Below are 14,342 nucleotides of genomic sequence, written 5' to 3'. Positions count from 1 at the left end.
CCCCGAGCCCCGAGCCCAGCCCCCAACCGCTATACTCGACGGTTACGCATCATCGACCGGCGCCTCCTGCGCCGGCGCTTCGGACCGAGGAATGAGCAGGCTGTTTAGAGACGTCGAGGGCGGGACCCTGTTCCCGCAGGGAAGCGTGGTCTGCATCGGCGCCTTCGATGGCCTGCACCTGGGCCACCGCGCGCTGGTGCGGCAGGCGATCGCGCGCGCGCGCGCGGCGGACGTGCCGGCGGTGGCGCTGAGCTTCGAGCCGCTGCCGCGGGAGTTCTTCGCCCCGGCCGCGCCGCCGCCGCGGCTGACCCTGGCCCGGGCCAAGGTGCAGGGCCTGCTCCAACTCGGCATCGACAGCGTCGGCCTGCTGCGCTTCGACCGACGCATGGCGTCGATGAGCGCGGAAGACTTCGTGCAGCGCGTGCTGGTCGAGCGCCTGCGCGCGCGCGAGGTCTGGATCGGCCCGGCGTTCCGCTTCGGCCACAAGCGTGGCGGCGACATCGCGCTGCTGCGCGCGCTGGGCGCGCGGCACGGCTTCGCCGCCGACGAGATCGCGCCGGTGCACCTGCGCGAGGAGCGCATTTCCAGCACCCGCATCCGCGAGCTGCTGGTGGCCGGCGCGTTCGCCCATGCCGCCGAACTGCTCGGCCGCCCGTACGCGATCGGCGGCCGCGTGGTACGCGGCAAGCAGCTCGGGCGCACGCTCGGCTATCCCACCGCCAACCTCCGGTTCGCCCGCACCCCGGCGCTGTCCGGCATCTACGCCACCTGGGTGCACGGGGTGGCGGCGCAGCCGTGGCCGTCGGTGTCCAGTTTCGGCACCCGCCCGACCGTGCAGGGCGTGGAGCCGCTGCTGGAAGCGCACCTGTTCGATTTCCAGGGCGACCTGTACGGTCGCCACATCGAGGTGGAGTTCGTCGCCAAGCTGCGCGACGAGGAAACCTTCGCCGATCTGCCGGCGCTGACCGCGCAGATGCACCGCGACGCCGCGCTGGCGCGGCAACTGCTCGCCGCGCCGGCCGCCACGGGCCTGCCGCCCGTGTCCGCCGCCCCGCGCGCGGACCTCCCCCTGAAGACCACCGACCGGTAACTGCCCGTGACCCAGGACTACAAAGCCACCCTCCATCTGCCGGCGACCGAGTTCCCGATGCGCGGCGACCTGCCCAAGCGCGAGCCGGACATCCTGGCGCGCTGGGAGAGCGAGGGCCTGTATACGCGGCTGCGCGACAACGCCCAGGGCCGGCCGCTGTTCGTGCTGCACGACGGCCCGCCCTACGCCAACGGCGCGATCCACCTCGGGCATGCGGTCAACAAGATCCTCAAGGACATCATCGTCAAGTCCAAGTACCTGTCCGGCTATGACGCGCCGTACATCCCGGGCTGGGACTGCCACGGCCTGCCGATCGAGATCGCGATCGAGAAGAAGTTCGGCAAGGTCGGGGTCAAGCTGGATGCGGTGGAGTTCCGGCAGAAGTGCCGCGAGTACGCCAACGAGCAGATCGACCTGCAGCGCCGCGACTTCAAGCGCCTGGGCGTGATCGGCGACTGGGACAATCCCTACCGCACGCTGGACTTCCATTTCGAGGCCAACGAGATCCGCGCGCTGGCCCGGATCGTCGAGAACGGCCACCTGACCCGCGGCGTGAAGCCGGTGCACTGGTGCTTCGATTGCGGCTCGGCGTTGGCCGAGGCCGAGATCGAGTACGCCGACAAGCAGTCGCCGACGGTGGACGTGGCCTACACGGCCCGCGACGGCGCGGCGCTGGCCGCCGCGTTCGGCGCGACCCTGCCGGACGGTGCCGAAGTGGCGGTGCCGATCTGGACCACCACGCCGTGGACGCTGCCGGCCTCGCTGGCGGTGTCGCTGGGGCCGGAGCTGGTCTACGCGCTGGTCGAAGGCCCGGCCCGCGACGGCCGCCGCCGCTGGCTGGTGCTGGCCGATGCGCTGGCCGAGCGCGCACTGCAGCGCTACGGCGTCGATGAGGTGGTGGTGCACGGCCGCGTCGCCGGCGCGGCACTGGAACACCAGGTGCTGGCGCATCCGTTCTACGACGAACGCGACGTGCCGGTGATCCTCGGCACCCACGTGTCCGACACCGACGGTACCGGCGCGGTGCACACCGCACCCGGCCACGGCCAGGAGGACTACGCGGCGGTCAAGCCGTACGGGCTGCTGGAGCGCTACAGCGCCGCGCAGATCAACCCGGTGGACGCGCGCGGCGTGTACCTGCCCTCGACCCCCGCGGCCGATGGCACGGAACTGGCCGGGCTGCACATCTGGAAGGCCAGCGACGTCATCGCCGACCTGCTGGCCGCGCGCGGGCTGCTGCTGGCGCGCGCCAGCATGGTCCACAGTTATCCGCATTGCTGGCGGCACAAGACCCCGATCGCGTTCCGCGCCACGCCGCAGTGGTTCATCTCGATGGAGCAGGCCAACCTGCGCGCCGACGCGCTCAAGGCGATCGAGGGCGTGCACTGGTACCCGACCTGGGGCCAGGCGCGTATCGCCGGCATGGTCGCCGGGCGCCCGGACTGGACGATCTCGCGCCAGCGCACCTGGGGCGTGCCGATCGCGCTGTTCGTGCACCGCGAGACCGGCGAGCCGCATCCGCGCAGCACCGAGCTGATGCGCCAGGTCGCCGACCGGGTCGAGGAGGGCGGGGTGGATGTGTGGTACGCGCTCGACGCCGCCGAGCTGCTCGGCGACGAGGCCGCCGACTACGAGAAGATCACCGACATCCTCGACGTCTGGTTCGATTCCGGCGTCACCCACGAGGCGGTGCTGACCGAGCGCGGCCTGCCCAAGCCGGCCGACCTGTACCTGGAGGGCTCCGACCAGCACCGCGGCTGGTTCCAGTCCTCGCTGCTGACCGGCGTGGCGCTGGACCACGCCGCCCCGTACCGGCAGTGCCTGACCCACGGCTTCACCGTGGACGAGCACGGCCGCAAGATGTCCAAGTCGCTGGGCAACGGCATCGAGCCGCAGGACATCATGAAGACGCTGGGCGCGGACATCCTGCGCCTGTGGATCGCCTCGGCCGACTACAGCAACGAGATGTCGCTGTCGCAGGAGATCCTCAAGCGCAACGCCGACGCCTACCGGCGCCTGCGCAACACCGCGCGCTTCCTGCTCGGCAACCTGCACGGCTTCAATCCGGCCATGCACCTGCGGCCGCTGCCGGAGCTGGTGGCGCTGGACCGCTGGATCGTGCACCGCGCCTACGAGGTGCAGGAGCAGATCAAGGCCGCCTATGCGCGCTACGACTTCGCCGCCATCGTGCAGGCGCTGCTCAACTTCTGCAGCGTGGACCTGGGGTCGCTGTACCTGGACGTGACCAAGGACCGGCTGTACACGATGGCCGAGGACTCGCACGGCCGGCGCTCGGCGCAGACCGCGATGTTCCATGTGGCCGAGGCCTTCGTGCGCTGGATCGCGCCGATCCTGAGCTTCACCGCCGACGAACTGTGGGGCTACCTGCCGGGCGCGCACCTGGGCAACGTGCTGTTCGCGACCTGGTACGAAGGCCTGGCGCCGTTGCCGGAAGACGCGGCGCTGAGCGCGGCCGACTTCGAACAGTTGCTGGCGCTGCGCGAGCAGGTGGCCAAGGTGCTGGAGCCGATGCGCGGCAACGGCGTGATCGGCGCGGCGCTGGAGGCGGAGATCACCGTCGCCGCCGCCGCGGCCACGGCGGCCAAGCTGCAGCCGCTGCAGGAGGAACTGCGCTTCCTGTTCATCAGCGGTGACGTGGTGGTGCGCGAGGCCAGCACCGACGAGATCTTCGTCAGCGCCCAGGCCACCGGCAAGCCCAAGTGCGTGCGGTGCTGGCACTACCGCGCCGACGTCGGCGCCGACCCGGCGCACCCGGAGCTGTGCGGCCGCTGCGTCAGCAACATCGAAGGACCGGGCGAGGAGCGCCGCTGGTTCTGAGTCCCGTCCCCGGCCGCGCGGCCTGCGCGCCGCCGGGGCCGGCGGCGGCGCCGTGGCTGTGGCGCCGGCCGTCCTTCCTTTCTTCATTCGCCCAAGGCGGACTTCCCGCATGACCGCACGACCCAATCCCTCCGCCCTGATCTGGCTGCTGCTGTCGGCCGTGGTGATCGGCCTGGACCAGTGGAGCAAGGCCTGGGTGCTGTCCAGCCTGCCCGAGTTCACCGCGGTGCCGGTGATTCCCGGTTTCTGGAACTGGTACCGGACCTACAACACCGGCGCGGCGTTCAGTTTCCTGAGCCAGGCCGGCGGCTGGCAGCTATGGCTGTTCACCGCGCTGGCGGTGGGCATCAGCGGCCTGCTGGCCTGGTGGCTGGCGCGCACCCCGCGCGGCGAGTGGCGCAGCGCGCTGCCGTACGCGCTGGTGATCGGCGGGGCGATCGGCAACGTGATCGACCGGCTGATGCACGGCCACGTGGTCGATTTCATCCAGTGGTACGTGGGCGAGCACTACTGGCCCTCGTTCAACATCGCCGACTCGGCGATCGTCGCCGGCGCCATCGGCATCGCCCTGTTCGGCGTGTTCGACGGCAAGGCGAAGCGAAAAGCGGGATAATCGGTGCCACTCTCCCTGTCGAAGCGCCTGGCCCCCTGCGGCCGGCGGATCTAGCTATGGATGTCCTGCTCGCCAACCCCCGCGGCTTCTGCGCCGGCGTCGATCGCGCGATCGAGATCGTCAAGCGCGCCATCGAGACCCTGGGCGCGCCGATCTACGTGCGCCACGAGGTGGTGCACAACCGCTTCGTGGTCGACGACCTCAAGCAGCGCGGCGCGATCTTCGTCGAGGAACTGGACGAGGTGCCCGACGGCAACACGGTGATCTTCAGCGCCCACGGCGTGGCCCAGGCGGTGCGCCAGGAGGCCGAGCGGCGCGGCTTGAAGGTGTTCGATGCGACCTGCCCGCTGGTCACCAAGGTGCATTTCGAGGTGGCCCGGCACTGCCGCGCCGGCCGCGACGTGGTGCTGATCGGCCACGCCGGCCATCCGGAGGTGGAAGGCACGATGGGGCAGTGGGACCGCGAATGCGGCACCGGCCGCATCTACCTGGTCGAGGACATCGAGCAGGTCGCCACGCTGGACGTGCAGCAGCCGGAGAACCTGGCCTACACCACCCAGACCACGCTGTCGGTGGACGATACCCGCGGCATCATCGAGGCGCTGCGCGCGCGCTACCCGGCGATGCAGGGACCGAAGAACGACGACATCTGCTACGCCACCCAGAACCGCCAGGACGCGGTGCGCGACCTGGCCAGGGAGTGCGACCTGGTGCTGGTGGTCGGCTCGCCGAACAGCTCCAATTCCAACCGGCTCAGCGAGCTGGCGCGGCGCGACGGGGTGGAGTCCTACCTGATCGACGGCGCCGACGAGATCGATCCGGCCTGGGTCGCCGGCAAGCGCCGGGTCGGCCTCACCGCCGGCGCCTCGGCGCCGCAGGTGCTGGTGGACGGGGTGATCGCGCGGCTGCGCGAACTCGGCGCCGACGGCGTGTCCGAACTGGCGGGCGAACCGGAGTCGATGGTGTTCGCCCTGCCCAAGGAACTGCGCCTGCGCCTGGTCGACTAGCGGGCATATCCACTCGCGGGTTTTTGCAGGATTGGCGGGCGTTTGCGTCGCGATCGCAGGTGCGGTTGCAGCCGCGACGAGGCGTTCCCGGGAAAGCCCGTCGCGGCTGAAGCCGCTCCTACGGGACAGTCGAGGCGGTGCGGTGCGCGGCAACCGCCGGGTATCGGAGGTGCCCCGAAGCCGGATCTGCACATGAACCCAAGCGTCCTGGCGGCGGTGCCGGCATCGACGGTCCTGGCGTCCAGCGCTTCGGTCGCGCCGCCGCCGCGGCTCAGTGGCGCTGCACGCCGTGCGGCCGCCCCTGTGCATCGAAGTCGATGCCCACGGTGACGCGATCGCCTTGCACGCCGTCCGGCATCCAGCGCAGGTGCCCGCGACGACCCACCAGCACGTACACGTGATCCACTTCCTTGGGGGCGGCCTGCAGTGCCTCGCCCTGTTCCTTCAGGGCCGTGGCCACCCGGTAGGCGCCCTCGAAGGCGATGTCCTGCAACGCGGCGGTGTCGGTGGCCGGCTTCAGGAATGGCCCGAACATGCGCGGATTCACGGGCTTTTCCTTGTGCCAGCCAGCGTGGTCGAAGCGGTATTCGTCCACGTGGTCCGGCTGTGCGGGATCCAGCAGTTCGAGTCCGATCCGGTCGTCGTAGAAGTGCACGGCATGGAACACGCGCAGGTCGTGGCCCTGCAGCCCGGGCAGAGCCGCCAGCGCCTGCCGCGCGGCGCGTAGCCGCGCCGGGTCGAACAGCAGGTTGCCATGCGGTGCTGGCGGCTCCGGTTCGGGGCCGGCGGTGGCAGGAGCGGCCGGGGGGACCGCCAGCGACTGCGGCTTGGCGGTGGCCTGCAGGGCGGCCGCCGGGTCCGCCGCCTGCAGACGCGGTCCCGCCTGCAGGGTGGCGCGGATGGTGTCCCAAGCGCCCCCGGCGCAGGCGATGCCGCCGAGCAGCAGGACGACACCGGCGAAGACCAGTGGGGTGGGCGGCGTCTTCATGGCAGCTCCAGGTCGGCGCGGGCGGGGTGTTGCGGGTCGTACAGCACCGACACCGTCTCGCGCGGCAGCCGGCCGATGTCGAGCAGCGGCACGAACCGCCGTACCGTCGCCTCGTGGCTGTTGCCGGACGCGTCCTCGAACGCCACGCGAAACTCGACCTGCGGCTGCTCGTTGAGGGTGGTGCCGGTCTGGCGCACGTCCAGCACCCGCGCGCGGGCGCGCAGGCCGCGGTAGGTCAAGGTCTGGTCAGTCGTGTTGCTGCGGATCACGCGCAGGATCACGCGCAAGGCCAGCAGGTAGCCGTTGAGCACCAGCGCGCACGTCAGCAGCGGGTGGTTGAAGGTCAGGAAGGTCCAGCCCAGGCCCTGGTTCTGCAGGCGCCAGGCCACGCCATAGGCGGCGCCGACCAGGACCACCAGCAGCACCGCGCCGGCCGCGCGGCGCCACAGGCTGGCGCGGTCCAGGGCCGGCTCGGCGTCCTCCAGCACCAGGTTCGGGGCGGCGCCCGGCGTGGTGCTTAGCCGCAGCGGCACGGTTCGCCCGCTCTCGAAGCGGCGTTGCGCCGGCTTGCGGTCCACGATCGTCAGGGTGTCGCGGATGCGCGTGCCGGACAGGTTGTCGAAGGCCAGGGTCAGCGACCACTGCGGCCATCCCTGCACCTCGACGCCGGTCGGCGCGGCGCGTTCGATCAGCGCCTCGCGGCGCACGCCGTGGGCGAGGATGTGGCGCACGCGCCGCAGTGCGCGTCCGGGCATCAGCAGCAAGCTGTCCAGGTAGGCATAGAGCAGGTGCAGCCACAGGCCCAGCGACAGCGCCAGCAGGGTCAGCGCCCACCCGGGCGGGTTGCGCTGGGCCAGCGGCAGCGGCCATGTGCTGCCGACGTAGAGGATGCAGGGGAAGGGAAGGGCGAAGAACAGCAGAAAGGCCAGCCAGAACCAGGCGAACGACTTCACGAGTGCGGGGCATGCGAACAACGGGTCGGCAAGGGTAGCGCATCGTCCGCGGCGCCCCCGCCAAGGCGCCCGGGCGCAATTGACCGCGGCCCGGGCCGACGCCTAGAATTGCCAGTTCCGCCGGAATAGCTCAGTCGGTAGAGCGGCGCATTCGTAATGCGTAGGTCGCAGGTTCGACTCCTGTTTCCGGCACCAGTTGCACCAGAAGGCAGCCGCGAGGCTGCCTTCGTGGTATCTGCGGCACCGGTTTCTGCGACCGAGGTCCGTGCGTGCGGTCGCCTGCGGCGCCGCGGCGCAGCCGGGTGCGGCAATGTGTCGCAGGTAAAAACGTGGCCTGGCGCCCGCCCGGGCTTGTCAATGACTTCCGGAGTTGCCGCACGGCAGCATAAAATGCGTCGTTGATCGCGCATGCCGGCCCGGATGCCGCGGCGGAGGCGGGACGGCCCCTAGCGGCGCCCCGCCTCCCGCTCCCGCGCGGTCCGCATCCCCTACGCAATTGGATCGTTCGATGATTCCGTTGAAACAACTCCGGCGCTCGCTGCGCTCCGGTCTGTTGCTGCTTGCCGCGCTGCTGCTGGCCGGCTGCAACTCGGCCATCCTCAACCCCAAGGGTCAGATCGGCCACGACGAGAAGACGCTGCTGATCACCTCGGTGGTGCTGATGCTGCTGGTGGTGATCCCGGTCATCGTGATGACCCTGGCCTTCGCCTGGCGCTACCGCGCCTCCAACACCAAGGCCCGCTACGAGCCGAACTGGTCGCACTCCACCGCGATCGAGGTGGTGGTGTGGTCGATCCCGTGCATGATCATCCTGGTCCTGGCGGTGCTGACCTGGCGCTCCTCGCATGCGCTGGATCCGTACAAGCCGCTGGACTCCAAGATCAAGCCGATCACCATCGAGGCGGTGGCGCTGGACTGGAAGTGGCTGTTCATCTATCCGGAGCAGGGCATCGCCACGGTCAACGAGATCGCGTTCCCGGTCGACACGCCGCTGAACTTCAAGATCACCTCCGACACGGTGATGAACTCGTTCTTCATCCCGCAACTGGGCACGCAGATCTATGCGATGGCCGGCATGCAGACCAAGCTGCATCTGATCGCCAACGAGCCGGGCGAGATGTTCGGCCTGTCGGCGAACTACAGCGGCCACGGCTTCGCCAAGATGGGCTTTGCCGCGCACGCCACCGACCGCGCCGGCTTCGATGCCTGGGTGGCCAAGGTCAAGGCCTCGCAGAAGACCCTGGGCCAGACCGAGTACCAGGTGCTGGCGGCCAACCGTAACGACAAGGCGGCCTACCCGGTGACGTACTACGCCTCGGTGCAGGACGGCCTGTTCAAGTCGTTGATCGACAAATACATGATGGGCAAGGGCCACAAGATGGAAGGCCACGACGCTCATCCGGCATCGGCTGCTGAGCCGGTCGCCATGTGCACTTCTGGAGACAAGTGATGCTAGGTAAACTCACGCTCGAGGCGATTCCGTATCACGAGCCGATCGCCATGGTGGCCGTCATCGGCACCGTCCTGGCCGGCCTGCTGGTGCTGGCATTGGTCACCAAGTTCAAGTTGTGGGGCTACCTGTGGCGCGAATGGCTGACCTCGGTCGACCACAAGCGCATCGGCGTCATGTACATCGTGGTGGCGCTGGTGATGCTGCTGCGCGGCTTCAGCGATGCGGCGCTGATGCGCGCCCAGCAGGCGATCGCGCATGGCGGCAACGAGGGCTTCCTGCCGCCGCATCACTACGATCAGATCTTCACCGCGCATGGCGTGATCATGATCTTCTTCATGGCCATGCCGTTCATGACCGGCCTGCTGAACCTGATCGTGCCGCTGCAGATCGGCGCGCGCGACGTGGCGTTCCCGTTCCTGAACTCGCTGAGCTTCTGGCTGTTCGTGGCCGGCGCGACGCTGATCATGCTGTCGCTGGGCGTGGGCGAGTTCGCGCAGACCGGCTGGCTGGCCTATCCGCCGCTGTCCGGGCTGGAATACAGTCCAGGCGTCGGTGTCGACTACTACATCTGGGCATTGCAGATCTCGGGCCTGGGCACATTGCTCACCGGCATCAACTTCTTCGTGACGATCATGCGCATGCGCGCGCCGGGCATGACCCTGATGCGCATGCCGATCTTCACCTGGACCGCGCTGATCACCAACATCCTGATCATCGCCGCGTTCCCGATCCTGACCGTGGCGCTGGCGCTGCTGGGCGCCGACCGCTACCTGGGCACGCACTTCTTCACCAATGACGGTGGCGGCAACGCCATGATGTACGTCAACCTGATCTGGATCTGGGGCCACCCGGAGGTCTACATCCTGATCCTGCCGGCGTTCGGCATCTTCTCCGAGCTGATCGCCACCTTCAGCCGCAAGCGCCTGTTCGGCTACACCTCGATGGTGTACGCCACCTCGTGCATCGGCGTGCTGTCGTTCATCGTGTGGTTGCACCACTTCTTCACGATGGGCTCGGGCGCCAACGTCAATGCCTTCTTCGGCATCACGACGATGATCATCTCGATCCCCACCGGCGTGAAGATCTTCAACTGGCTGTTCACCATGTTCCGTGGCCGCGTGCACATGACCGCGCCGGTGCTGTGGACCATCGGCTTCATGATCACCTTCACCATCGGCGGCATGACCGGCGTAATGCTGGCGATCCCGGCGGTGGACTTCGTGCTGCACAACAGCCTGTTCCTGATCGCGCACTTCCACAACGTGATCATCGGCGGCGTGGTGTTCGGCTACCTGGCGGGCCTGACCTACTGGTTCCCGAAGGCGTTCGGCTTCAAGCTCAACGAGACGTTGGGCAAGGCCTCGTTCTGGTGCTGGATCATCGGCTTCTTCATCGCCTTCATGCCGCTGTACGTGCTCGGCTTCATGGGCATGACCCGGCGCATGAACAGCTACAACCACCCGGAGTGGGCGCCGTGGCTGATGGTGGCCGCGGTGGGTGCGGCGATCATCGGCACCGGCATCTTCCTGAACCTGGTGCAGATCGGCTACAGCATCTGGAAGCGCAAGGAGAACATGGACCTGACCGGCGACCCGTGGGACGGCCGGACCCTGGAGTGGGCGACCTCCTCGCCGCCGCCGTTCTACAACTTCGCGGTGCTGCCGCACATCGACGACCGCGACCAGTTCTGGGAAGACAAGCTCAAGGGCAAGGGCTGGGCGCGTCCGGCCAAGTACGAACCGATCCACATGCCGCGCAACACGGCGGCGGGGTTCTGGATCGGCGCCTTCAGCATCGTGCTGGGGTTCGGCCTGATCTGGCACATCTGGTGGATGGCGGTGATCGGCCTGGTCGGCATGATCGGCAGCTTCATCGCGCGCACCTTCGATGACGACATCGATTACTGGGTCCCGGCGGAGGAAGTGGAACGCATCGAGAACGCGCGTTTCGCCCTGCTGGAACAGCAACACGCGGCCAACGCCGCAAAGGCGGTCTGAACCATGGCTTCCACGACGCTCGATTCCCACGCCGCCCACGCGGGCGGCCACGACCACGACCACGAACATCACGACGCGGGCGGCAACACCGTCTTCGGGTTCTGGGTCTACCTGATGAGCGACTGCCTCATCTTCGCCGGCCTGTTCGCCACCTATGCGGTGCTGGCCGGCGCCACGGTGGACGGCCCGACCGCCAAGGAACTGTTCGACCTGAAGTTCGTGCTGGTGGAAACCTTCCTGCTGCTGTTCAGCAGCCTGGGCTTCGGCCTGGCGATGATCGCGGCGAACAAGCGCAGCATGGGCGGCCTGTACGGCTGGCTGGCGGTCACCGCGGCGCTGGGCCTGGGCTTTCTGGGCATGGAACTCTACGAGTTCCACCACCTGATCGAGGAAGGCGCCGGCCCCGGTCGCAGCGCGTTCCTGTCGGCCTTCTTCACCCTGGTCGGCACCCACGGTCTGCACGTGACCTCGGGCCTGCTGTGGATGGCGGTGCTGGTGATCCAGATCGCCAAGAACGGCCTGACCCCGCGCAACATGACCCGCCTGGCGTGCCTGAGCCTGTTCTGGCACTTCCTGGACGTGATCTGGATCGGCGTGTTCACCATCGTCTACCTGCTGGGAGCGCTGTAATGGCCAACCATCATTCCTCCGACGCGCACGCCGAGCACGGCCATGGCGGCGGCCTGAAGTCCTACCTGGTCGGTTTCGTGCTGGCGGTGATCCTGACCGTGATCCCGTTCGGCATGGTGATGAGCGGGGCGTTCCCGCGCGGCGTCACCGTCATCGTCATCGCGGTGCTGGCCGCGGTGCAGATGCTGGTGCACCTGATCTACTTCCTGCACATGGACCGCTCGGCCGAGCAGCGCTCCAACGTGCACGTGGGCCTGTTCTCGCTGCTGATCATCGGCATCGTGGTGGTCGGCTCGCTGTGGGTCATGCACAACCTCAACGTCAACATGATGCATTGAGGCGCGCACCGCCGCAGGTTCGCGAAGGCCGCCTCCGGGCGGCCTTTTGCGTTCTACGGGCCGCCTGCCCGGCAGCGCGGCAAGCGCAGGCCCATCGCCCCGACATCGGCGTGGCTGACCGGCACGTGCGCGACCCGCGATCGGCGTGCAAGGCGACGCTCGCATGCATCGACGCAGTGCGATCTGCCGCGGCGACGCGGCGCACCGAGGTCAGCTCCGGTCTGCCCCGAGCGTCGCGGAGAGTTTCAGGAGGACCTGCGCGTCTTCCGCGCTGAGGCGATCGAGCAGCCGGGTTCTTACCGCCGCGGCATGGACCGGTCGCGCCGCGGCGATCTTTTCCCGGCCCAGGGCGGTGATGGCGACCGTCACCACGCGCGGTTCGGCATCGCTGCGGCGGATCAGGCCGCGCGCCTGCATGCGCGTGAGCTGATGCGACAGCCGGCTCTTGTGCCAGCCCATGGAATCGGCGAGCGCCTGTTGGCGCAGCTCGCCCTTGCCCAGATCCACCAGCCGCGACAGCACGCCGAAGTCGCTGCCGGTCAGGCCGACACCGGCGGCCAGGTCCTTTTCGACGGCCGCCATCACCGTCTGGCCCATCTGCTTGAAGGCGTGCCAGATCGCCAGCTCGCGGGTGGAAAGTTGCGCGTGTTTCATGCGGGCACCATAGACCGCGGCGGTTGACATGACAACCCGATCGGCGTACTCCTGGGTTGACATGACAACTTGTGCGCGACCGCCGGCAGGCATGCGATGCCGGCCCAGGGTGCCCGCATCCAATGGAGACGATGACGATGTCCGCAACGACGTTCGCAGGCGTGGAGGTGTTGATGACCGGCGGCAGCGACGGCATCGGGTTCGGCCTCGCGCGGCGCTTCCTGGCCGCGGGCGCAAACGTGCTGGTCACCGGCCGCGATGCAGGCAGGCTCGACCGCGCGGCCGCGGCCGCGCCCGGCCTGCAGACCCTGGTCAACGACATCGGGGTCGCCGAAGAACGCGAGCGACTCGCGCAGTACCTGCAGGTGCGGCATCCCGGGCTGCGCGTGGTCGTCAACAATGCCGGGATCCAGCGACGCGTCGCGCTCGCCGACGACCAGGCGCCCTGGGCCGAGCGCCAACGCGAGATCGATATTCTGTTTTCTGCCGTCGTGCATCTGAACCATTTGCTGGTCCCGCTGTTGCTGCAGCATGGCAAGCCCGCGCTCATCGCCAATGTCTCCTCCGGCGGCGCCCTCGTTCCGCAGCCGTTCGCCCCGGTCTACAGCGCCTGCAAGGCCGCGATCCACAGCTATACGGCCAACCTCCGGTTCGCGCTCGCCGCGACGCCGGTCAGGGTCGTGGAAATCATTCCGCCTGCCGTCCGCACCGGGTTGGCGGGCTCTGGCGTGGCCCATGGCGCGGACGTGGAGGACTTCTGCGACGCCGTCTTCGCCGGGCTCGCGGCGGGGCAGGCCGATGAACTCTGCTTCGGGATGACCGCTTCGGCGGAGTTTCGGCATCGCCTCGACGTCGAGCGTGCCGTGTTCGATGGGTTCTCCGAGCGCTTTGCCGTGCGCAGGTACTGACGCGAGGGACGCCGGTGCGACTGGCGCGCCGGCGTGTGCCGTGCTCACGCCAGGCAGGGCGCCTCGGCGAGTTCGCACAACGGCAGCCAAGTCAGCACGCCGTCGCCGTTGCGGATCAGCAGGCCCAGTTGCCCGTGCTGCTGCAGCGGCTGCACGTAGACCGGCGCGGGGCTGGGCGCGGCGTGCGCCGAGGCCGACACCGACCAGGCGCTGGCCAGCAGGGCCTGCGGCCGCGCCGCGCGCAAGGTGGCGACCAGCCCGGCCGGATCGCCGTGCCGCAAGGCATGGCGGCACAGCGCCAGCAGGCAGGCGTCGTCGTGCGGGTCGGCGGTCTCCGGCGCGGGGGCGTCCGCCATCGCCGCACGCGCGCGCTGCAACAGGCGCCGCAGATGCTGGCGCGAGGCGCTTTCGCTGCGCGCCGCCAGCGCCGCCAACTCGGCATGGCTGAAGTCGAAGGCCTCGGCGAGCAGCAGCATCGCCACGTCGCCGGCCGGCAGTGTGCGCACCAGCGCGGCGAGGGCCTGCGCGACCGCCGCGCTGTGGAGGGCGTACCGCAGCGGCCCGTCCGCGTCGTCGGCCACGGGCGGTGCGTGTTCCTGCGCCATGCGCTCCAACAAGGCCCGGTAGCGGCCGCGGCGACGCTGGCGGTCGATGCACAGATGGCGCAGCACGGTGGTCAGCCAGGCGTCGCGGCCGCCCCCCGGCAGCGGCCCCTGGGCCGCCCGCAGATAGGTCTCCTGCACCAGATCCTCGGCGTCCTCGCCCTGGCCGACCCAGCGTCGCGCCAGGGCCAGCAACTGGGGGCGCAGCGCGTCGTCGCCGCTGGCAGCCTGCGCGTCGGTCGGGAATGTCACGTCGCGGCCCCGTCGTTCG

At 69.2% G+C, this 14,342-nt stretch carries 13 protein-coding genes and 1 tRNA gene; 10 read left to right on the top strand and 4 right to left on the bottom strand.

From position 1 onward, the window contains the following. Positions 1–91: 91 nt before the first annotated feature. From AC1PME_RS15150 to ispH, 4 genes are all read left to right on the top strand, one after another. On the top strand, positions 92–1,090 hold the full coding sequence (locus tag AC1PME_RS15150; RefSeq protein WP_481096322.1) for a bifunctional riboflavin kinase/FAD synthetase: 999 nt from the start codon (positions 92–94) through the stop codon (positions 1,088–1,090). A gap of 6 nt (positions 1,091–1,096) precedes the next feature. Beyond that, entirely contained in the window at positions 1,097–3,928 is a 2,832-nt protein-coding gene (gene ileS, locus AC1PME_RS15145) for an isoleucine--tRNA ligase (protein ID WP_481096321.1), read from the top strand. A gap of 109 nt (positions 3,929–4,037) precedes the next feature. Beyond that, positions 4,038–4,541 (top strand): signal peptidase II, encoded by a 504-nt coding sequence (gene lspA / locus AC1PME_RS15140; RefSeq protein WP_254458755.1) that lies wholly within the window; start codon positions 4,038–4,040, stop codon positions 4,539–4,541. 56 nt (positions 4,542–4,597) lie between these two features. Then, a complete protein-coding gene (gene ispH, locus AC1PME_RS15135; RefSeq protein WP_254458754.1) occupies positions 4,598–5,548 on the top strand; it encodes a 4-hydroxy-3-methylbut-2-enyl diphosphate reductase in 951 nt (316 codons plus the stop codon). A 271-nt stretch (positions 5,549–5,819) separates the two neighbouring features. Here ispH and AC1PME_RS15130 read toward each other — a convergent pair whose 3' ends face one another. Both AC1PME_RS15130 and AC1PME_RS15125 read right to left on the bottom strand, forming a co-directional pair. Next, complete coding sequence (locus AC1PME_RS15130) at positions 5,820–6,536, bottom strand: hypothetical protein (RefSeq protein ID WP_481096320.1); 717 nt, start codon at positions 6,534–6,536, stop codon at positions 5,820–5,822. Further along, a complete protein-coding gene (locus AC1PME_RS15125; RefSeq protein ID WP_481096319.1) occupies positions 6,533–7,489 on the bottom strand; it encodes a hypothetical protein in 957 nt (318 codons plus the stop codon). Before AC1PME_RS15125 ends, AC1PME_RS15130 begins: the two co-directional genes overlap by 4 nt. A 119-nt stretch (positions 7,490–7,608) precedes the next feature. Here AC1PME_RS15125 and AC1PME_RS15120 point away from each other — a divergent pair. The 5 genes from AC1PME_RS15120 to cyoD all read left to right on the top strand — a co-directional run bounded on the left by AC1PME_RS15120 (position 7,609) and on the right by cyoD (position 11,907). Then, positions 7,609–7,684, top strand: a tRNA-Thr gene (locus AC1PME_RS15120). A 313-nt stretch (positions 7,685–7,997) separates the two neighbouring features. Beyond that, positions 7,998–8,939, top strand: a complete 942-nt coding sequence (gene cyoA / locus AC1PME_RS15115) for a ubiquinol oxidase subunit II (protein WP_254458751.1) — start codon at positions 7,998–8,000, stop codon at positions 8,937–8,939. Further along, the gene (gene cyoB / locus AC1PME_RS15110; protein ID WP_254458750.1) at positions 8,939–10,939 is read left to right on the top strand and encodes a cytochrome o ubiquinol oxidase subunit I; all 2,001 of its coding nucleotides are present in this window, start codon (positions 8,939–8,941) and stop codon (positions 10,937–10,939) included. The genes cyoA and cyoB overlap by 1 nt, the downstream gene beginning before the upstream one ends. A 3-nt stretch (positions 10,940–10,942) precedes the next feature. Then, positions 10,943–11,569, top strand: coding sequence for a cytochrome o ubiquinol oxidase subunit III (gene cyoC / locus AC1PME_RS15105; protein ID WP_307551712.1), 627 nt, complete (start codon positions 10,943–10,945; stop codon positions 11,567–11,569). Next, the gene (gene cyoD, locus AC1PME_RS15100) at positions 11,569–11,907 is read left to right on the top strand and encodes a cytochrome o ubiquinol oxidase subunit IV (protein WP_048492118.1); all 339 of its coding nucleotides are present in this window, start codon (positions 11,569–11,571) and stop codon (positions 11,905–11,907) included. The genes cyoC and cyoD overlap by 1 nt, the downstream gene beginning before the upstream one ends. Before the next feature lie 210 nt (positions 11,908–12,117). Here cyoD and AC1PME_RS15095 read toward each other — a convergent pair whose 3' ends face one another. Next, positions 12,118–12,561, bottom strand: a complete 444-nt coding sequence (locus tag AC1PME_RS15095; RefSeq protein ID WP_481096318.1) for a MarR family winged helix-turn-helix transcriptional regulator — start codon at positions 12,559–12,561, stop codon at positions 12,118–12,120. A 122-nt stretch (positions 12,562–12,683) separates the two neighbouring features. On the opposite strand from AC1PME_RS15095, the gene AC1PME_RS15090 reads away from it, so the two are divergent. Continuing rightward, positions 12,684–13,469: an SDR family NAD(P)-dependent oxidoreductase gene (locus tag AC1PME_RS15090; protein WP_481096317.1), complete on the top strand. Its 786-nt coding sequence runs from the start codon at positions 12,684–12,686 to the stop codon at positions 13,467–13,469. A 44-nt stretch (positions 13,470–13,513) separates the two neighbouring features. Here the strand turns inward: AC1PME_RS15090 and AC1PME_RS15085 are convergent, their stop codons facing one another. After that, entirely contained in the window at positions 13,514–14,323 is an 810-nt protein-coding gene (locus AC1PME_RS15085) for an RNA polymerase sigma factor (RefSeq protein WP_481096316.1), read from the bottom strand. Between the last annotated feature and the right edge of the window lie 19 nt (positions 14,324–14,342).

It is taken from the genome of Xanthomonas sp. NCPPB 901, from assembly GCF_056725085.1.
Note: the sequence above shows the minus strand (reverse complement) of the source record. Positions and strands in the feature narration are given on the sequence as shown.